Source organism: Pantoea sp. sgz302252 (assembly GCF_042610525.1).
Taxonomy (GTDB): Bacteria; Pseudomonadota; Gammaproteobacteria; order Enterobacterales; family Enterobacteriaceae; genus Erwinia.
Genome location: NZ_JBHDVM010000005.1, coordinates 81,855 through 100,264 on the forward strand (window position 1 = coordinate 81,855; position 18,410 = coordinate 100,264).

An 18,410-nucleotide genomic window follows, 5' to 3' on the forward strand; every position below is an offset into this window, starting at 1 on the left:
AGTCCAATCGCTATAAGGGCGGCTTAGTTCCACAACCGCAAGCCGCCCAGTTTTTCGCCCTGGTAGTTTTACCAATGCCGGGGTTAAAACTGTTAGTGGGATCGAGCTGCTGATAGAAAGCCTTTAACTGTGGTTTGGCAGAGTAAAGATGGCCAACGTTGTGCTCCGCCGGATACTCCGCGCCGCGCTCGTTGAGGATTTGCAGCATTTTTTCCTTGAGCGCATGTACATCCACGCCTTTCTTCACAATGTAATCCTGATGGAAAACGTGGCAGAAGAAGTGGCCGTAGTAGAGCCGATGCACCAGCGCGTCGTCAAACTCGGGCGGCAGCTTCTCGAACCAGTCGCGATCGTTACGGCGTAAGGCGATATCCAGCGCCAGAATATCTTCCACTTCCTGCTGGTGTACTGCATGGTAGCGCACGGCTGCGCCAGCCGCGGCGAAACGATGCAGAAAAGCCTTGCTGCCTTCTTCCGGCGTGCATTCAAAATAATCGCCATCCGCCTGCTGAAAATAGTGCTGTAAATAGCGACGCGCCTCTTCCACGCCTGGCCCGGCCATTTTTAACATCAGGTGATGTTCAAAACGATCGCGATAAGCTTTCAGCCTGGCAGGAAGATGCGACGGCAGCAGGCCGCTGATTTTTTGCAGAACACGCTCGGTGAAGTTAGGTTTAATGCGTTTCAGCCACGCATCGGCGCGGCCTTTCAGGGCAAAAAACAGCGGCATTTTGTCGGTGCCGAGTTTATCGATCATCACAAAAGTATCTTTGCCGTAGGTTTCGGCGATATCGAACATATCGCGATGCAGATATTCGCCCGCTACCGGCAGTTCGCTGAAGTTTTGCAGGATATGGCGGCGCAGTTCGTCCAGCACGCCGGGCTGATTAGTGCCGATATAAAAAACCTGCTGCGCCTGCTCGCTGGCGAAGGTATCAAGCCGCACGGCGAATACCGCCAGCTTGCCAGCGCAGCCGGAGGCTTCAAATAGTCGGCGCTCATCGGCATTAAAGCGAGAAGGCGTATCTGCTTCCACTTCGCGCACGCGCGTGGCGTAATCATGATCCGAGGCGTGCCGCTGATCATACTTCACATTTTCGGGCCGCCAGGTTTCATCATCCAGGCGGCTGAGGATCTGTTCCGGCGTGCTGCCCAGCTCTATCCCTAAATGGTTGACTAACATCAGCCTGCCGCTGGCGTCTTTCTGCGCATAGAGCGCCATTTCGCTATAGGCCGGGCCGCGCTTAATCAGCGAGCCGCCGGAGTTATTACAGATGCCGCCCAGGATTGAAGCGCCGATGCAGGAAGAGCCGATCACCGAATGCGGCTCGCGCCCCAGCGGCTTAAGGATTTTTTCCAACTGATAAAGCGTACTGCCGGGAAAGGCCAGCACCTGTTTGCCTTCGTCGAGCAGTTGAATTTTATCCATGCGGCGCGTGCTGATAATCACGATATCGCGGTCGTAGTCGTTGCCGTTTGGCGTAGAGCCTTCGGTCAGGCCAGTGTTAGCGGCCTGCATCAGCACGATGACGTCCGCTGCTACACAGGCCTGTAAAATTCGCCACTGCTCCAGCAGCGTGCCGGGAAAAATCACCGCCAGCGCTTCGCCCTCGCCGGAGCGGAAGCCTTTACGGTAGCGTTCGGTTTTTTGCGGATCGGTCAGCAGATGGGCGCGCCCGACGATGCGGGCCAGTTCGGCAACCAGCCGGTCACTGGTCGAGGGGATTTTATTCATATCCTTGTGTCCTTTTTTATTGCACGCCCTAACTTTAGCACCGCTGAACCGTAGCGGCTGTTAACGGCCTGAAAACTACCTGCTATTCTCAACTTATGGCACACTCGCTACTTCTTAATCGACCTGCTTTGCAGCCGTCCACTCGAGAGAAACCAACCCGATGAAATGGATTTATTCTGTTAGCTTTGCCGCCGCGCTGGCGCTGCAGCCAGCCTTTGCCGAGGGGATTTACGGGCAGCATCCGTTAACGCCCGAAGCCCGTGACGCCTTTGTAAGCGACCTTCTGCAGAAAATGACGCTGGATGAGAAGATCGGCCAGCTGCGGCTAATCAGCGTCGGCCCGGATAATCCAAAAGAAGCTATCCGGGAAATGATCAAGCATGAGCAGGTTGGAGCAATCTTTAATACCGTGACCCGCCAGGATATCCGCGCGATGCAGGATCAGGTAATGCAGCTCAGCCGCCTGAAAATCCCGCTGTTCTTTGCCTATGATGTGGTGCACGGACAGCGCACCGTTTTCCCCATTCCACTGGCGCTGGCGGCAAGCTGGGATCTGGATGCCGTAGCGGAAGTTGGGCGTGTCTCCGCCTATGAGGCGGCAGATGATGGCCTGAATATGACCTGGGCGCCAATGGTGGACGTTACGCGAGAACCGCGCTGGGGCAGGGTATCAGAAGGCTTTGGCGAAGATACTTATCTGACTTCGGAACTGGGCCGTACCCTGGTGCAATCTATGCAGGGCAAAAGTCCGGCGGATCGCTATTCGGTAATGACCAGCGTGAAGCACTTCGCTGCCTATGGCGCGGTGGAAGGCGGCCGCGATTACAACACGGTGGATATGAGTCCGCAGCGGCTGGCGCAGGACTATTTGCCGCCTTATAAAGCAGCACTGGACGCGGGCAGCGGCGGCGTAATGGTGGCGCTGAACTCAATTAACGGCGTCCCAGCGACTTCCGATAGCTGGCTGCTGAAAGATCTGCTGCGTGACGACTGGAAGTTTAAAGGCATCACTATCAGCGATCATGGCGCGATTAAGGAGTTAATGAAGCACGGCGTCGCCAGCGATCCGCAGGATGCAGTGCGCATCGCCATTCAGTCCGGCGTTAATATGAGTATGAGCGATGAGTATTACAGCAAATACCTGCCGGATCTGGTGAAAAGCGGCGCGGTCAGCATGGCGGATATCGACGACGCGACCCGTCACGTGCTGAACGTGAAATATGATATGGGGCTGTTTAACGATCCCTACAGCCATCTTGGCCCGGCGGAAAGCGATCCCAAAGATACCAATGCCGAGAGCCGCCTGCACCGGCCGGAAGCGCGTGATGTCGCTCGCAAAAGCATAGTGCTGCTGAAAAACCGTCTGGAAACGCTGCCGCTGAAAAAATCGGGCACCATAGCGCTGATTGGCCCGCTGGCCGACAGCAAGCGCGACATTATGGGCAGCTGGTCGGCGGCTGGCGTCGCGGCGCAGTCCGTTACCGTTATGGAAGGGATCAGGAACGCCGTGGCGGACAAGGCTACCGTGCTTTACGCCAAAGGTGCCAACGTCAGCGACAACAAGGGCATTCAGGACTTCCTGAACCTCTATGAAAAAGCGGTAACGGTGGACGAGCGTACGCCACAGCAGCTGCTGGACGAAGCGGTAGCCACGGCGAAAAAGGCAGATGTGGTAGTGGCAGTGGTAGGCGAAGCGCAGGGTATGGCGCATGAGGCCTCCAGCCGTAGCGATATCACTATTCCGCCTTCACAGCAGGCGTTAATTAGCGCGCTGAAAACGACCGGCAAGCCGCTGGTAGTAGTGCTAATGAACGGCCGTCCGCTGGCTATTGAGAAACAGAGCCGCGAGGCGGACGCGCTGCTGGAAACCTGGTTCAGCGGCACCGAAGGCGGCAACGCCGTAGCGGACGTGCTGTTTGGCGACTATAACCCGTCCGGCAAGCTGCCAATGTCCTTTCCGCGCTCGGTTGGCCAGATCCCAATTTATTACAATCATCTGAACACGGGCCGCCCTTACGATTTTGCGAGGCCCAACAAATACACCTCGCACTACTACGATGCGGAAAACGGCCCGCTCTATCCGTTCGGCTATGGTCTGAGCTATACCAGCTTTAAGGTTTCGCCGGTTACGCTGTCGTCGAAAACTATGCCGCGCGATGGCACAGTTAAAGCTTCCGTTACCGTGACCAACACCGGCAAGCTGGACGGCGCGACCGTGGTGCAGCTGTATCTGCGCGACCAGGTTGCCAGCGTTAGCCGCCCGGTTAAAGAACTGAAGGGCTTTAAGCGCATTATGCTGAAAGCGGGCGAGTCGCAGACCGTGACCTTCCCGATTGACGTCAAAGCGCTGACTTTCTGGAACGCCAAAATGCAGCAGGTAGCGGAACCGGGCACATTCAGCGTGATGATCGGGCTGGATTCCGTGCGCACCAGCGATGCAGAGTTCAGCTATCTGTAACGCGGGCGAGTCGTGATGGGTAAAGAGGCGGTAATTCGCCTCTCAGACTGCTGACAAACCTGAACCGTTTATCAGCTCTGCCTCTTTTTACAGCAACACAGCGGCTTGCTAGCGGCAGAGGCTGAGCGGATAAGCGGACCGTTTGGCGCATGGACGCGCCAACCGAGCCCACAGGGACCGTGTTCACGGCGTGTCCGTGTTCCGCTCTGCCTCTGCTGCTCTGTCGCTGATTTGAACGCGATCTGGGAATTTATCAGCAGCCTCTAAGGCGATAATTTGGCTCTTTTTTACTTTCCGCCCTCGGCAAATTCCACCAGCGCGTCGCCGGCCAGGCGATAGCGCACCCATTCGCTCTGCGGCTCGGCGCCGATGCTTTTATAAAAGTCGATGGCGGGCTGGTTCCAGTCCAGCACGCTCCACTCCAGGCGGCCGCAGCGGCGCTGCACTGCCAGTTGCGCAATATGCCTGATCAGCGCTTTGCCCGCGCCGTTGCCGCGCGCTGCTGGCGAAATATAAAGATCTTCCAGGTAAATGCCGTTGCGGCCAAGCCAGGTTGAGTAGCTGGTGAAAAACACTGCGTAACCCACGGTTGCACCATCCACTTCGCAAATCAGCGCCTCGGTCTTGCTCTCTTCGCCAAACAGTGTGTCGCGGATTTCTGCTGGCGTGGTCACGACTTCTTCCGGCGCTTTTTCATACACGGCCAGTTCATAAATCATGTCATAGATAGTTTGCGCGTCTGCTGGTTGCGCCTGGCGGATGGTTATACTCATGGCTTTTCCCTTTCACCTGTAAAATTAAAGCGAATAAGCATAAAGGGTATTGCGGAAGGAATTAAGCATTATCAATTTTTTCCATTATATAGGCGCCGACATAAGTGTTGGCAGTCATCCTGCCTGAAGTAGCTAATTGGGCTAAGCCATTCTATGATGGGACGTTTTGGTAATCTTACTCAGCAGGAAACCCACGCCGCATGACCCTACAGGATTTGGATTTAAAACAGCTGGAGGCCTTCGCCGCCGTGATTGCCGCCGGTAGCGTCACCGCCGCCGCCAGAACGCTGAACCGCTCGCAGCCCGTGGTGTCGCGCCTGATTCAGGATTTGGAGCAGTCGCTGGGCTATCCGCTGTTTTTACGCAACGGGCCGCGCATCCATCCCACTGAAGAGGCGCTGCAGCTGCATCAGTATGTGCAAAAGGCGCTGGTTTCTTTACAGCAAATCCGCCAGCGCGCGCAGGAAATAGGGCAGCAGCAGCATCGACCGCTCAGCATCGCGGCTACGCCTGCGCTGGCTGCTGGCCTACTGCCGCAGGCGCTCTCTATGCTGGGGCTGCAAAACAAAGTGCAGATTATCAGTGAATCGGCGGAGCAAACGGCGCATGCGGTGATCACCGCCGAAGCGGATATCGGTTTATGCAGCCTGCCGCTGGAGCATCACGCGGTACAGCTGCACTGGATAGGGCAGTCCCGTTGTGTAGTGGCGTTGCCGCAACATGATCCGCTGGCGGCAGAAAAGTCGCTGGCGCTTGGCAGTTTGGCGGGACGGCGACTCATCGCGCCCTGGAACCCACAGCGCCTGCGCGGCCGTTTTGCCCGGGCGCTGCAAAAGCTGCAAACGCCGCCGCATGAAACTATTGAAACCAACTCTTCCGCCAATATCCTGGCCTGCGTTCGCGCCGGGCTGGGCGTCGCTATTCTGGAGCCGGTCACGGCCTGGGGCATGCCGCTGGAAGGCGTGGTTATCCGGTCACTGGAAGAAGACATTCCCTACTTTTTTGGCGTGATTACGCCACAGGGCCGCCAGCTAACTACAGCAGCAGCGGCGCTTATCGCAGCTCTGGAAAAAGCCGCGGCGGAGCTACTGCCCGTTTTTCAACTGCTGCCTGCGGGCGAGCATGGCCGCGTGATGCGCATCATCAATCAGGAATAGCGGCTGCGTTGCGGACAGCGGCAAACAGAAAAGGAACTACTTGGTTAAATTGTGACAGCTGTAAAAGGTCTGAGCATAAAAATATTGATAATGGTTAAAGGTTGTTTTCATCGGGACGAAAACGCCTGCGGCAGCCAGCTGGCTGTTAGCGACAAAGGACGGTACCGGCAGTGGCAGGCCATGAAAGCGCGCCAGCGGGTATCAAAGAAAATGAGTAACGGAGTACTCGCTATGACCAATGCTGTATTTCCACAAACAATTTTCACCACGCAACGCCGTTTCAATGATCGTGGCGCAAATGATATGCGCTATGGCGATCTTTCTGAAGAAAGGCTTAAAAAGGAGTTTGGCCTGATCACTATCTCAAACGTTGTTGACCCTTATACCTTAACCCGACTTACCGCATTTGATACCCCGCAGTCGCGGTTTGCAGGCGTGTATGGTGGCCAGCGCCGCGGCGAAAAGGTCAGCGTTCAGGAGTGCGCAAGACTGTTATTTGCAGAGATGCAGGTAACTTCTCTGCCCTTTGCCCTGGTAGGGCCATACAAATATTTGATTAATCAGATGCTAAGGCATTTTCATTGCTTATCGGGCACGCCTTTTAAAGATATACAGCTTGATGCGGCCTGGCGACAAAAGATTTATTCTGATTATGCTACAAAGAATACCAGGCATCAGATACATAAAACTATTGGGCGTTACATCGATTATAATAACAAAGGTTTTCCGCAGGAAAAAATATCGGAAATCAAAGTTGCGGTAATGAACCTCATTCCTTCCAATATTCGATTCTTTAATTCTGGATAAAATAAATGGGATGGGAGTAACTATTCATGGGGTATATGCTACAAAAATAGAAATAATTAGTCTCGATGTGAATGAACGAGGCTGGAGGGCAGAATTGAAATTTATAGGGCAGGATCACTTTGGTCTGGATGAGGAAGATATCAGAAAAGCAAAGTTTAACCAATTTCAATTCTTTAAAATATGGTTTATCCTACAACGTTTTACCAGGTTTGGTTTTCGACCATTCATGAGTAATATTGAAGCGGTAATATACATTGAGGGGCAGCGTTAATGCGCAAGCTTGTAATTCTCATTTCTTTTATATTGCTAATTTGTTTTTATTTGTATATTAACAGACAAGATGTAAAAATTATAGATGTCCACTATAATGGACATAGCGCCGAAATTCTGGTCGACAGACTTCCTTTCACCGATTCGGCAAAAATTCACTGGTGGGAAAAGAATCAGAACGAAATTAGACAGAAATACCATATTCCTGCCGGAGAAGATGGCCCGTTTCTGATAGTTGTGTATGCTTTCGGAGAAGGATATAAAGAAGAGGGAGAAGAGGATAGGCGGTGCTTTGAAGAGGTCAAGTCGCCCCGTAACTGCATTGATAAAAACATGCTTATGGATATTTGGACCACCCGTGAAGGCGGTGTAGAGTATGAGTTTTAAATAGGGCAGAGTATATGGAAATACCGCAGCGATATGGAAGCGAAAAAATACAGAAGAGAAACTACAATGCGCAAAGCCATGATGGTAGTTAGCCTGACCTTACTGGCCTGTTTTTATTTGTACATTAACAGGCAGGAAGTTAATATTATAGACGTGCACTATGACGGATATACTGCGGCAGTCCTTGTTGACAGGTTGCCCTTTTCCAATTCAGCAAAAATTTACTGGTGGGAACAGAATCAGGAAGAAATTCGCAGTAAATATCATATTCCTTCCGGCGATGCAGGCCCAGCGCTGATAACCGTCTATGCCTTTGGATAGGGTTATAAGGAAGAGAGTAAAGAACAGCAGCGGTGCTTTGACGATATCAAACCACCGCGCAACTGTGTTGATAAAAATATACTGATGGCTATTTGGACGACCCGTAAAGGCAATGTCGAATATAAGCTTTAATCAGACAGCGAGAAGGAAGCGGCGTAATAATATGGAAATGATAATCAATATAAAGAGGGAAAATCATGCGCAAAGCCATGACAGATCGAATTGAAGCATAGCGGCCTGTGCAGGCCATGCAATCTGCAAATAGCTAACCGGTAAAAACCTCTCTTTTTAAAATCAACGCTATGGCCGGTGTGGGCAACTGCCTGGCGCCTTATCCTTATTAAACGTACCTGATTAATTCATTTAACTTCATGTTCTGTAAGCTTATGCATTTTCTGGCATAAGTTATAAGAAATAGGTTGGTTACTTAACCGGCGTTTCGCTTGACGCTTTCAGGCGCGATAAGGATGATGCCTGCCTTACCCGTTACTATGTGCATAGATGATAGTTAATGCTTAATTATGTGGTAATGGAATTATAAGCGCGGACGCCTGTGGCGCCCGGCATCACTTCCCCAAAGGGAACCTGTACGGGAGATAATCATGGCGCATTCTGAAACCTTAACAGGCCTTGCCGCGCTGGAAGCCCGGCTGCGGCAGGATCTGGAGCTGCTGGAGCTGCCCGCTAAATCCTGGGTGCCACCGCGCACTTATCAGGACCAGGCAGTAAAAGATGTGGTCGTTATCGGCGCAGGCATGTGCGGACTGGCGGCTACGGCGAAACTCATGCTGAGCGGTATCGATAATGTGCTGGCGCTGGACGCGGCTCCGGCGGGGCGCGAAGGGCCGTGGGTTACTTTCGCGCGCATGGAAACGCTGCGTTCGCCCAAAACATTACAGGGCCCGGCGCTTGGGCTGCCGCAGCTTACTTTTCGCGCCTGGTTTACCGCGCAGCACGGCAGCGAGGCCTGGCAGGCGCTGGACAAAATCCCTAAAGACCAGTGGATGGCTTATCTGGTCTGGTATCGTCACGTATTGAATTTGCCCGTGCACAACGGCGTTCGCCTGACCGGCATCGCCCAGGCTGAAGGGCTGATCGAGCTACAGGTTGAAGGTTTTACCACCAGTAAAATTTATGCCCGCCGCCTGGTGCTGGCGACCGGGCGTTCAGGCCTCGGCGGCTTCGCCGTGCCTGCTTTCCTGCAGGGCATCGATCGTGCTTACTGGGCGCATTCCGCCGACGATATCGATTTCAACGCACTGAAGCACAAACGCGTGGCGGTTATTGGCGCAGGCGCTTCCTCGATGGATAACGCCGCAACGGCTCTGGAAGCGGGCGCAGGCGCGGTAGATTTGCTGATCCGTCGCAAAGAGATGCCGCGCATCAATAAAATGACCGGTATCGGCAGCCAGGGCGTGGTACACGGCATGCATCAGCTGCCGGACGCATGGAAATGGAAGTTCGTTGACTATACCGCGGCAGCGCAAACGCCGCCGCCGCGCTCCTCCACGCTGCGCGTATCGCGCCATGCAAACGCTCGTTTCTTCCTGGACTGCGCGATCGAAGCGGTAAAGCAAGAAGCGAACGGTCTGCTGATCGAAACTACCCAGGGCGCTATGCGCTATGACTTTCTGATCGCCGCCACCGGTTTTGCCAATACCTTTAACGGCCGCCCGGAGTTTGCCGCCATCGCGCCGCATATTCGCAGCTGGGCGGATGGCCGCTATCAGCCGGAAATGGGCGCGCCGCGTTCAGGTATGACGGACGCGCCGGATCTGGGGCCAGCTTTTGAATTCCGCGAACGCGTTGCGGGTAGTTGCCCGATGCTGCGCCATATCCATTGCTTCAACGATGCTGCGATGCTGACGCACGGCAAGGTTTCCGGCGATATTCCGGCAGTCAGTGCCGGAGCCGATCGCCTGGCGCGCGGCATCGCGGCCTCGCTGTTTGCCGAAGATGTAGACAGCCATTTCGCCAGCCTGGTCGCCTACGACAAGCCCGAGCTGGAAGGCGATGAATGGACGGATTCCACCCCTTTGTTAAAACAGGAGAACGCGTTGTGATCGACGCTATTGATAAAGCCGCCGGTTTATCGCCGGATGAAGCGTTGTTCAACGCGCGCCGGTTACGGCCAGAGTTCGTACAGGGCGCGGAACAGTGCCGCGTTTCCGTATTGCAGCCAGCAAACGACCAGCAGCTGGCAAAAGATTTACGCCTGGCGCTGGCCTGCCGCATGGCGAGGCTCAACCACGACGAGGCGCTGATAGCAGATTATCAGGCGCAGCTGGTGGAACTGCATCCCACAGAATCGCTGATAGCGCTGGCGGCAGGCGAAACCACGCTGCATCAGCCGCTGGCGGCAATAGCTCGCCAGGTTGATCTGGTGACGCTGACGCCCGCCAAAGCAGAAGCGGACGATATGAAAAAGCTGGCGCAGGCTGGGCTAACCAATCCGCAGATCGTGGCGCTCTCTGAGCTGATCGCCTTTGTAAATTTCCAGACTCGCGTGGCAGCTGGCCTGCGTTTGATGAGGTCGGCATGACGCCTGTAGTTCGCCTGAAGCCGCTGGCCTGGCAGCCCTATATTGCGCCGCTGGAACTGGCGGATGCGACGCCGGAACAGCTGACGGCAATGGAAGTGACGCCGTCCGGCAAGAAAATCTCCGAATACGTCCGCACGCTGGCGCACGACCCGGAAAGCTACTCGGCGCGTACTCTTTTGTTTAACGCGATTATGTACGTCGAAGGCGGCCTGAATCGTGCCGACCGCGAACTGGGTGCGCTGGGCGCTTCCATCGTCAACGGCTGCAAATATTGCGCGGTAGTCCATGCGCGCCGCCATGCGCAGCTTGCCAAAAGCGAGCAGGTGGTCAGCGCGCTTTACTTCAGTAAGCCGGAAGAACTTGGCCCACGCGATGCGGCGATCTATCGCTTCGCCAGCCGCCTTTCGGTGACGCCTTCGCAGGCGACGGCGGAAGATATTGCCGCGCTGCGCGAGCAGGGCCTGAACGAGCAGGAAATTATCGATCTTATCCATGCTGTGGCTATCTTTGGCTGGGCGAACCGTCTGATGCATGTCCTCGGCCACGCCTCTTCTGCAAAAAGGTCTGCAAATGCTTGAACTTAATGATATTAAGCTGGCTTACGGCCCTAACCCGATCCTGAAAGGCGTCAACCTTTCGGTGAATCGCGGCGACGTCGTTTCCATTATCGGCCCCAGCGGCACCGGCAAAACCACGCTGCTGCGCTGCATTAACTATCTGGCTAAGCCAGCCTCCGGCACCATTGCTTTCGACGATATCCGCATGGATTATCAGAAGGTCGATAAAGCGGCGGTGCAGGCCATTCGCCTGCGTACCGCTATGGTTTTCCAGCAGTTCAATGTTTTCCGTAATATGACGGTGCTGGAAAACGTGATGGATCCGCTGGTAGTGGTGCAGCGTAAATCAAAGCAGGAGGCGAGGGCGATCGCGCAGCAGGAGCTGGAGCGCGTCGGCCTGGGCGCAAAACAGCATCACTATCCTTCGCAGCTCTCTGGCGGTCAGCTTCAGCGCACGGGTATCGCACGCGCGCTGGCGGTAAAGCCGGACGTGATCCTGTTTGATGAGCCAACCTCGTCGCTGGATCCGGAACTGGTAGGCGAAGTGCTGAAAGTGATCAAAGAAGTCACCTCATCGGGCATTACTTCGCTGCTGGTTACTCATGAAATGCAGTTTGCTAAAAGCATCTCCAACCGTATCGTCTTTATGGATCAGGGCGTGGTCGCCGCAGAAGGTTCGCCACAGGCGATTTTCGACAACCCGACGCTGCCGCGCCTTGCCCGCTTCCTGAATTCTGAACGCGAAATCTGATAATAAAAGGAAATACTATGCCTGCAATCACCACCCTGCGTCGCCTGGCCTTTTCCGGCGGCGTCGCCATCGCTCTGTTTACCGCTATTGGCGCCAATGCCGCCGACAGCGTGCGCACCATTAAAATCGCTACGGCGGCAGAATCCAAGCCGCTCTCCTGGGGCGCTATCGGCGTCGAGCCGCAGGGCTACGAGCCGGACGTGCTGAAAGCGGTCAATGCTAAACTGCCGCAGTATAAATTTGTAATGGAAGGCGCGGCGGATATCGCCCAGGAAACCGGTCTGGTCACCGGCAAGTACGATATGGCGACCGGCGGCTATTACAAAGCGCCAGCGCGCAGCAAGCAGTTCCTGATCCCGGATGCGCCGATGGGCGCCAGCCTGATGAAAATCTACAGCCGTAAAGACAGCAACATTAACGGCATGAAAGATCTGGTTGGCAAAAACATCGTGCCCGTTACCGCTGGCGGCGGCGTTTATAAATTCGTCACTCAGTGGCAGCAGGAAAATCCAGGCGACAAAATAACTATCAAAGCCTCCAGCGCCGGTATTCCCTATCCGGATCGCCTGAAAGAAGTACAGAACGGCAAATATGATGCGCTGATCCTGCCGTCAAACCTGGGCGAGCAAACGGTTATTGATAATCAAAAGCTGGCGATCAAGGCGAGCGAGCCGGTTGTAACCAACAACACCTACGTGCTGATCCATAAATCCGATAAAAACAAGGCGCTGAGCGACGATATTAATAAAGCGCTGAAAGAGCTGAAAGATGACGGCACGCTGGATAAGCTGTCGCAGAAATGGTTTGGCGAGCCGGTCGTCAAATACATGAAGTAACCCGGTTGCGCGTGCTATCCGTACGCCGTTAGCCGTCAGTCATTATTCGCGCGGGTGGTCAGCCCGCGCGAAAACAGGAGCCCTGCATGAATCTCTCCTCCATGATCCCCGAGCTGCTGTCGGCGCTGCCGTTGACGCTGGCGATCGTGTTCGTCGCGCTGTTCGCCGGATTTTTTTTGGCGCTGGTGACTACCGCGCTACGCGTGCGCAGAATACCACTGGTGAGCCTGCTGGCAGATTTATACGTTTCCTATGCCCGCAGCGTACCCGTGGTGTTGCAGCTGTTTGTCGCCTTCTACGGGCTGCCGTTGATCGGTGGTTTATTCGGCGTGGATGATTTCCTTTCGGCAACTACCGCTTCGATGGTGGGGCTGAGTCTCTACCACGGCGGCTACCTCTCTGAAGTGATGCGGCCTGCTTTCCTGGCGGTAGAGCAAGGCCAGCATGACGCCGCCGACAGCCTCGGCTACAGCTTTCGCCAAAAAATCCGCCGCGTCGTCGGCCCGCAGGCGCTGCATATCGGGCTGCCCGGCTATGGCAATGCCGTAATCTACCTGATCCACAACGTGGCGCTGGTGATGTATATCGGTGCGGCCGATGTAATGGCTACCGCTCATCTGATCATGGAACGTGATTACAACCAGTATCAGTTTGGCACTTATCTGGTGCTGGCGGTGCTTTACTCGCTGCTCTGCCTGATCGCCTGGCTGATTGTTCGCTTCTTTGAGCGCCGCCACGGCTGGGTCGCTAAAAACGAAACGACAAAAATCAAGCTGACGGCAAGCGTCTGATGAGAGGCAACCATGTTTGAATTCGATCTGCTGCTGCCCGATTTCTGGAGCATTCTGGATGCGGTGCCGGTAACGCTGGCGATGGCGCTGGCTATTTTCCTGTTTTCCACGCTGCTCGGCGGGCTGTTCGCCTTTATCGAACATAAAAAGCTGCCGCTGCTGCGCCAGCTGGTCGTGACCTACAAAATCGCCTTTAAGGGCGTGCCTATGGTCGTTGTGATTTTTCTCGCCTACTACGGCCTGCCGCCAGCGCTGCACTTTGTCGTCTCGCTGTTCGGTATTGACTATAACGCGCACTCAATGCCCGGCTGGGTGATCATTGTCGTGGCGCTGACCGCCTGCATGGCCGCTTTTCAGGCGGAAGTGGTCAAAGGGGCGCTCAACTCCTTTGATTCTGGTCAGGCGGAAGCGGCGCGTTCGCTGGGCTACACTGGTGGTCAGCTATTTCGTCGCGTGTTGTTTCCACAGATTATCGTGGCGGCGATCCCGGATTTGGCTAACGCCTTTATGGTGATTATGAAAGCGCTGTCGCTGGCCTTTGCTATCGAAGTGGTGGATATTTTTGCCCAGGCCCAGCTGACCGCCGCGCTGAACTTCTACTATCTGGAAGCCTTTGCGGTCGCGGTGGTGTTTTATATGGCGATCGCCTGGGTGGTCACTAAGCTGGCCGACAGGATCGAAGCTGCGCTCAGGGTGCGTACATAAGCCTGAACTGTTAAGCTGAAGCAATACCAGGCCGGAAGCCGCCGTTGAGCGCTTCCGGCTTTTTTATCTATGGAGCGTTATGCTTTCAGTCAGAGACAGGATCCAGCAGCAGGTCTTTCGCCTTAACGGCCTGGCGATGAACGACTTCGACCTTAGCCAGCCGCCGGGCGATCCGGGGCTTTATGGGCCGGACAGCGTTATCTGGCAGGTACACGGCGATTTTTCTTCTATGCTGTGCGGCGGCATTTCGGCACTGCTGATGCAGATGCTGCATCCTCAGGCGTTAGCGGGCGTCTGGGATCACTCTACCTTTCGTGAAGATATGCTGGGCAGGCTGCGGCGCACCAGCCAGTTTATCGCGGTCACTACCTTCGGCAATACGGCAGATGCCCATACTTTAATTGAGCGCGTCAAACGCATTCATCTAAAAGTTAACGGCGTGGATAACGAAGGCAATGCCTATGCCGCCAGCGATCCGCAGCTGTTGACCTGGGTTCACGTTGCCGAAACCAGCCGTTTTCTGGCGGCCCATCTGCGTTACAAAAATCCGCATCTAAGCCAGCAGGAGCAGGATCGCTATTATGCCGAAGCGGCTGTGGTAGCCGAAGCACTGGGCGCGGAGCAAGTTCCAAAAACGGTACGGGAAGTGGAAGATTACCTGGCGGCAATGCGGCCGCAGCTGCGCTGTGATGAACGCACCCGGGAAGTGCTTGCGGTATTGCTGAACACGCCCGCGCCCAGCTGGCAGGCGCGTCCGGCAATGCGCATTATGATGATGGCGGGCATTGAGCTGTTGCCGGAATGGACTCAGCAGCAGTTTGGCTTCTGCTTTCCCGGCTGGCAGCGCAGGTTAATCCAGCTGCGGATGAAAGCACTGGCGGCAACGCTGCGCTGGTGCGTGCGGCGCGGTGGCTACTATCGCGCCATGAAGCGTATGGGACGCGAAATTTGAGATTATTACCCTTGTCGTAACATGGCGCGCGCGGGCATCCTGCTCTATTCTCCGGGAAGAGGGATGACCCTGAACCCTTGTCGAGGCGCTATGACACAGACGTACCGGCTGGCTGAAGTCTTCAACCAGCAACAAACCCTTATTGCCACGGTTGAGCAGGATGAGCGCACCGCCTATTTTTATCTGCGTCCCGCCGAGCCGTTTCGCGGCCAGTTTGCGGTTCGCGGCTGCTGGCTGAGAAATCTGCTGCCCGCGCCCGCGCAGGAAGATAGCGAAGCGATGGAGCAGGGCGTACCGCCGCTGCTTAGCGCGGAATATTGCCGCACGCTGGAAGCAGAGCCGGTTCTGCATCCGGCCGGGCTGCAGGTGATCTGGACGCCAGGCGATGACGGTGCCTCGCTCTGGTATCAGGGCCAGTTGCTGGCGACCATTCCCGGCTGGAGCCTTTATCAGGATAAACAGGTCAGCTTTTCTGCGGGCTGCATCAAAGAAAACCGGCTGACCGCGCCGCTGGGTTCTGCTTCCACCAATATCTGGTATGCCCGCGCCGAAAAAGACCGGCTCTTCTGGCGCGAGTGGCAGGATGGCCAGCCGTGGGATGCCATCCAGCGCGAGCTGCTGCGCTGCTACGAAGCACAATACGGCGACTCATTAAAGTACTACGCCATCGATCAGGGTAACTGGCCGCCAATGGCGATTTCGCAGCATTATCACGAAGGCAGCTGGTACTTCCTGACGCTGGGGATGAGCATTCGCCCGATGCCCTGGATAGATTTTCTCTATAAAGAAGCCGCCGACCATCGCCGCATTGAGCTGGCGATGGCGATTGATGCTGAAGTAATGAGCGAAGAGAGCGCGGTACAGATGGCCAGCGCGCTGGCAAGCTTTGCTCATTTTCCCTGGGCGCGCCTTAGCTGGCTGGGCGAGGGCCATACGCTTTCATCGGCATCAGCGCCGATCGGCTTTGAAGGTTTTCTGCTTTCCGCCACGTTGGGCGACAGCTTCAGGCTGCCGCAGCGTGAGGGCGAAAAAGTAACGCTGCTGTGGACAACACCGGTTACGGCGGCCGAGCAGGCATTTGTCGAAACAGAGCCGCGCGGCGGGCTGGCGTTAGTAGAGCGTTTAACCGAGTCCGGCAACAATCATATCTTTCGGGCGCGTCCGGAGCTGGTGGAACCTGTTAAATAAACCGTCATATTTCCGCACGATTTTCCCCAGCCACGATGGCCGCAGATGTGCCACAATTACCTGAGATTATTCTCAAGGGGTCTGCATGTCTGCAATTGAAGTTATCCTGGTTGACGACCAGGATCGCGCCGTCGGCCGGATGGAAAAGCTGGAAGTTCATCAAAAAGGGTTACTGCACCGTGCGGTCACCGTCTATGTTTTCAACTCCCGCCATCAGCTGCTGTTGCAGCAGCGCGCCAGCGGTAAATACCACTGCGGCGGGCTGTGGAGCAATACCACCTGCGGCCATCCTTATCCGGAAGAATCTACACAGCATGCGGCGGAGCGGCGCCTGTTCGAAGAAATGGGGCTGGCGCTAAAGCTGCATCCCGTGTTTGAACTCAGCTACAATCTGCCGCTGGCTAATGGCCTGATTGAGCATGAATATGGCCACGTCTGGTTTACCTTCAGCGACGAGCTGCCGCAGCCCAATCCGGAAGAAGCGGACGGCTGGCGCTACGCTTCCCTGGCGGAAATTCAGCAGGAAATGGCTGCGTATCCCGAGCGGTTTACGCCCTGGTTTCTGCATACCTTTGCCCGTATTCCTGCTGAATTCGCCCGTTTTACCGCGCAGCAGCTGGCGGTGTAGCCGCCGCAAAATCTTCGGCGTCCACGTCATAACCCGAAGGTTCCCAGCGTACAAGCAGTAGCGCCAGTAATCCTGCCAGCGGCGCAAGGCCTATTACCCAGAAAACGTTGGTGCCCAGCGCGGCCGACAGCAGCGGGAAAAGGAACAGCGACAGGGTTGAGCTGCCGCGCATCAGCGTCTGGTTCATGCCAACGCCAACGCCACGCAGCGAGGTCGGATAGCTGAGCGAGGCGAAGGTCATGGTATGCGAACCTGGCCCAAAACCCTGGCCCAGCAGAAACAGCGCCAGCATAGCGATGGAGATTGCCGCCTGCGCGCCGTCGTCCGGCCTGCCTACCAGCGCCAGGCCGAGCAGTGCCAGAAACTGGCAGACGTATCCGGCTACCGTCATCTTCCAGGCGCCCAGGCGCGGCACCAGACGCACCGCCAGCAGGCCACCGACAAAAGCGAACAGCAGGTTCAGCGCCAGCGAGACCAGGATTGTGCTCAGCATCGACTGTGCAAGAAAGCTGGAGAGAATTACCGGCAGGCCAAAAGCCACGGCATTATAGGCAAAAGCAGAGGCGATGGCGGTCACGGCGGCAAGCAGCGTGCGGCGCAGATAAACGCCTTTAAACAGCTCGCCATAGTTGCGCCAGCCAGCGCGACGAACCGGTCTGGCAGGCGTTAAATCGGCCCCTTCCGCTACCTGCGCATTGATGCCGTAAGAGTGGCGTAAAATCGCTGCGGCACCGTGCAGGTCGCCCTGATTGGCGGCCCAAATCGGCGACTCGCTCATGTAGCGGCTGCGGATAGCTATAATCAGTAGCGCAGGTACGGCGCCAAAGCCCAGAATAATCCGCCACAACCAGCCCGTATGCGCTTCCGGCAGCACCGCGTAAAAGAACAGAACCAGCAGATAAGAGATGGAAATAGCCGCGTACCAGGTCGGACACCACATGGCAATACTGGCGGCTTTGTTACCCCGGCCCTTGAGCTTCGAGAACTCGGCTAAAAAAGCCATTGCCACTGGCAAATCTATACCTACGCCCAGGCCCATAACAAAACGGGCGCCGGTTAGCACATATTCGTTTGGCGCAAAGGCGCAGGCCAGCGCGGCTACCACAAAGAAAAACATATCGGCCATAAAGACGCGGTAGCGGCCAATTTTATCCGTGAGATAGCCGCCAATCAGTGCTCCGACGATAGCGCCGAAAGCGATAGCGGAAGCGACCATGCCTGCGCCAGCGGGCGTCAGGCCAAACTCTTTGGTGACATCCTTCATGCCAAACGCCAGCGCGCCTAAATCATAAGCATCCAGAAACACGCCACCCAGCGCGATAGCTATGACAATCTGCGCATTGCTGCGCGCCTGGGTACTGTTGTTTACCAGACCTGAAACATCGGAAGCCTGGCGGAGGATAAAAGCCTTGCCGCCAGGTTCGTTCCCTGCCGTGGCGATATGCGCCGAAGAAGTTAAATCAGTCATGATGTTATGTTCATTTTTAGTAGCGTGACGATGAGCATACTCCCGGCGCTGGCGGAGTTAAATTCCGGCTGGTTATAAGTTACA

General features: G+C 55.6%; 18 protein-coding genes and 1 pseudogene. 16 read left to right on the top strand and 3 right to left on the bottom strand.

Annotated features, from left to right (window positions below; translation table 11 throughout):
* Positions 1-10: 10 nt before the first annotated feature.
* Positions 11-1,735, bottom strand: coding sequence for a D-lactate dehydrogenase (gene dld / locus ACETPC_RS10770; protein ID WP_380181219.1), 1,725 nt, complete (start codon positions 1,733-1,735; stop codon positions 11-13).
* Positions 1,736-1,895: 160 nt separating this feature from the next.
* On the opposite strand from dld, the gene bglX reads away from it, so the two are divergent.
* Positions 1,896-4,193, top strand: a complete 2,298-nt coding sequence (gene bglX / locus ACETPC_RS10775) for a beta-glucosidase BglX (protein ID WP_380181221.1) — start codon at positions 1,896-1,898, stop codon at positions 4,191-4,193.
* A gap of 287 nt (positions 4,194-4,480) precedes the next feature.
* Here the strand turns inward: bglX and ACETPC_RS10780 are convergent, their stop codons facing one another.
* Positions 4,481-4,966, bottom strand: a complete 486-nt coding sequence (locus tag ACETPC_RS10780; RefSeq protein ID WP_380181223.1) for a GNAT family N-acetyltransferase — start codon at positions 4,964-4,966, stop codon at positions 4,481-4,483.
* 200 nt (positions 4,967-5,166) lie between these two features.
* On the opposite strand from ACETPC_RS10780, the gene ACETPC_RS10785 reads away from it, so the two are divergent.
* The 15 genes and pseudogenes from ACETPC_RS10785 (at position 5,167) to idi (ending at position 16,858) form a co-directional block, all read left to right on the top strand.
* Positions 5,167-6,123 (top strand): LysR family transcriptional regulator, encoded by a 957-nt coding sequence (locus tag ACETPC_RS10785; protein ID WP_380181225.1) that lies wholly within the window; start codon positions 5,167-5,169, stop codon positions 6,121-6,123.
* Between the two features lie 51 nt (positions 6,124-6,174).
* Positions 6,175-6,930, top strand: coding sequence for a DUF3289 family protein (locus ACETPC_RS10790; RefSeq protein ID WP_380181227.1), 756 nt, complete (start codon positions 6,175-6,177; stop codon positions 6,928-6,930).
* 10 nt (positions 6,931-6,940) lie between these two features.
* Positions 6,941-7,201 (top strand): DUF3289 family protein, encoded by a 261-nt coding sequence (locus ACETPC_RS10795; RefSeq protein ID WP_380181229.1) that lies wholly within the window; start codon positions 6,941-6,943, stop codon positions 7,199-7,201.
* On the top strand, positions 7,201-7,587 hold the full coding sequence (locus tag ACETPC_RS10800; protein WP_380181231.1) for a DUF943 family protein: 387 nt from the start codon (positions 7,201-7,203) through the stop codon (positions 7,585-7,587). Before ACETPC_RS10795 ends, ACETPC_RS10800 begins: the two co-directional genes overlap by 1 nt.
* Before the next feature lie 81 nt (positions 7,588-7,668).
* Positions 7,669-8,040, top strand: a pseudogene (locus ACETPC_RS10805) (DUF943 family protein).
* A 470-nt stretch (positions 8,041-8,510) separates the two neighbouring features.
* Positions 8,511-9,971, top strand: coding sequence for an NAD(P)-binding domain-containing protein (locus tag ACETPC_RS10810; RefSeq protein WP_380181233.1), 1,461 nt, complete (start codon positions 8,511-8,513; stop codon positions 9,969-9,971).
* Positions 9,968-10,450 (top strand): CMD domain-containing protein, encoded by a 483-nt coding sequence (locus ACETPC_RS10815; protein WP_380181235.1) that lies wholly within the window; start codon positions 9,968-9,970, stop codon positions 10,448-10,450. The genes ACETPC_RS10810 and ACETPC_RS10815 overlap by 4 nt, the downstream gene beginning before the upstream one ends.
* Positions 10,447-11,028, top strand: coding sequence for a peroxidase-related enzyme (locus ACETPC_RS10820; protein WP_380181237.1), 582 nt, complete (start codon positions 10,447-10,449; stop codon positions 11,026-11,028). The genes ACETPC_RS10815 and ACETPC_RS10820 overlap by 4 nt, the downstream gene beginning before the upstream one ends.
* Positions 11,021-11,758, top strand: a complete 738-nt coding sequence (locus ACETPC_RS10825) for an amino acid ABC transporter ATP-binding protein (RefSeq protein WP_380181239.1) — start codon at positions 11,021-11,023, stop codon at positions 11,756-11,758. Before ACETPC_RS10820 ends, ACETPC_RS10825 begins: the two co-directional genes overlap by 8 nt.
* Positions 11,759-11,775: 17 nt before the next feature.
* Positions 11,776-12,594 carry a transporter substrate-binding domain-containing protein gene (locus ACETPC_RS10830; RefSeq protein ID WP_380181241.1) on the top strand — a complete coding sequence of 273 codons (819 nt, stop codon included), beginning with the start codon at positions 11,776-11,778 and terminating at the stop codon, positions 12,592-12,594.
* An 86-nt stretch (positions 12,595-12,680) separates the two neighbouring features.
* Positions 12,681-13,385: an amino acid ABC transporter permease gene (locus ACETPC_RS10835; protein ID WP_380181243.1), complete on the top strand. Its 705-nt coding sequence runs from the start codon at positions 12,681-12,683 to the stop codon at positions 13,383-13,385.
* A gap of 12 nt (positions 13,386-13,397) precedes the next feature.
* Positions 13,398-14,090, top strand: coding sequence for an amino acid ABC transporter permease (locus ACETPC_RS10840; protein ID WP_380181245.1), 693 nt, complete (start codon positions 13,398-13,400; stop codon positions 14,088-14,090).
* Positions 14,091-14,169: 79 nt separating this feature from the next.
* Positions 14,170-15,042 carry an oxygenase MpaB family protein gene (locus ACETPC_RS10845; RefSeq protein ID WP_380181247.1) on the top strand — a complete coding sequence of 291 codons (873 nt, stop codon included), beginning with the start codon at positions 14,170-14,172 and terminating at the stop codon, positions 15,040-15,042.
* Between the two features lie 90 nt (positions 15,043-15,132).
* The gene (locus tag ACETPC_RS10850) at positions 15,133-16,230 is read left to right on the top strand and encodes a suppressor of fused domain protein (RefSeq protein WP_380181249.1); all 1,098 of its coding nucleotides are present in this window, start codon (positions 15,133-15,135) and stop codon (positions 16,228-16,230) included.
* A gap of 85 nt (positions 16,231-16,315) precedes the next feature.
* Positions 16,316-16,858 (top strand): isopentenyl-diphosphate Delta-isomerase, encoded by a 543-nt coding sequence (gene idi / locus ACETPC_RS10855; RefSeq protein WP_380181251.1) that lies wholly within the window; start codon positions 16,316-16,318, stop codon positions 16,856-16,858.
* Here the strand turns inward: idi and ACETPC_RS10860 are convergent.
* Positions 16,833-18,326 carry an MFS transporter gene (locus ACETPC_RS10860; protein ID WP_380181253.1) on the bottom strand — a complete coding sequence of 498 codons (1,494 nt, stop codon included), beginning with the start codon at positions 18,324-18,326 and terminating at the stop codon, positions 16,833-16,835. The genes idi and ACETPC_RS10860 overlap by 26 nt on opposite strands.
* Positions 18,327-18,410 lie beyond the last annotated feature (84 nt).

Bases quoted from the DNA above. Each gene is read 5' to 3' on its own strand.
- dld (WP_380181219.1), bottom strand. From the start codon at position 1,735: ATGAATAAAATCCCCTCGACCAGTGACCGGCTGGTTGCCGAACTGGCC.
- bglX (WP_380181221.1), top strand. From the start codon at position 1,896: ATGAAATGGATTTATTCTGTTAGCTTTGCCGCCGCGCTGGCGCTGCAG.
- ACETPC_RS10780 (WP_380181223.1), bottom strand. From the start codon at position 4,966: ATGAGTATAACCATCCGCCAGGCGCAACCAGCAGACGCGCAAACTATC.
- ACETPC_RS10785 (WP_380181225.1), top strand. From the start codon at position 5,167: ATGACCCTACAGGATTTGGATTTAAAACAGCTGGAGGCCTTCGCCGCC.
- ACETPC_RS10795 (WP_380181229.1), top strand. From the start codon at position 6,941: ATGGGAGTAACTATTCATGGGGTATATGCTACAAAAATAGAAATAATT.
- ACETPC_RS10800 (WP_380181231.1), top strand. From the start codon at position 7,201: ATGCGCAAGCTTGTAATTCTCATTTCTTTTATATTGCTAATTTGTTTT.
- ACETPC_RS10810 (WP_380181233.1), top strand. From the start codon at position 8,511: ATGGCGCATTCTGAAACCTTAACAGGCCTTGCCGCGCTGGAAGCCCGG.
- ACETPC_RS10820 (WP_380181237.1), top strand. From the start codon at position 10,447: ATGACGCCTGTAGTTCGCCTGAAGCCGCTGGCCTGGCAGCCCTATATT.
- ACETPC_RS10825 (WP_380181239.1), top strand. From the start codon at position 11,021: ATGCTTGAACTTAATGATATTAAGCTGGCTTACGGCCCTAACCCGATC.
- ACETPC_RS10830 (WP_380181241.1), top strand. From the start codon at position 11,776: ATGCCTGCAATCACCACCCTGCGTCGCCTGGCCTTTTCCGGCGGCGTC.
- ACETPC_RS10835 (WP_380181243.1), top strand. From the start codon at position 12,681: ATGAATCTCTCCTCCATGATCCCCGAGCTGCTGTCGGCGCTGCCGTTG.
- ACETPC_RS10840 (WP_380181245.1), top strand. From the start codon at position 13,398: ATGTTTGAATTCGATCTGCTGCTGCCCGATTTCTGGAGCATTCTGGAT.
- ACETPC_RS10845 (WP_380181247.1), top strand. From the start codon at position 14,170: ATGCTTTCAGTCAGAGACAGGATCCAGCAGCAGGTCTTTCGCCTTAAC.
- ACETPC_RS10850 (WP_380181249.1), top strand. From the start codon at position 15,133: ATGACACAGACGTACCGGCTGGCTGAAGTCTTCAACCAGCAACAAACC.
- idi (WP_380181251.1), top strand. From the start codon at position 16,316: ATGTCTGCAATTGAAGTTATCCTGGTTGACGACCAGGATCGCGCCGTC.
- ACETPC_RS10860 (WP_380181253.1), bottom strand. From the start codon at position 18,326: ATGACTGATTTAACTTCTTCGGCGCATATCGCCACGGCAGGGAACGAA.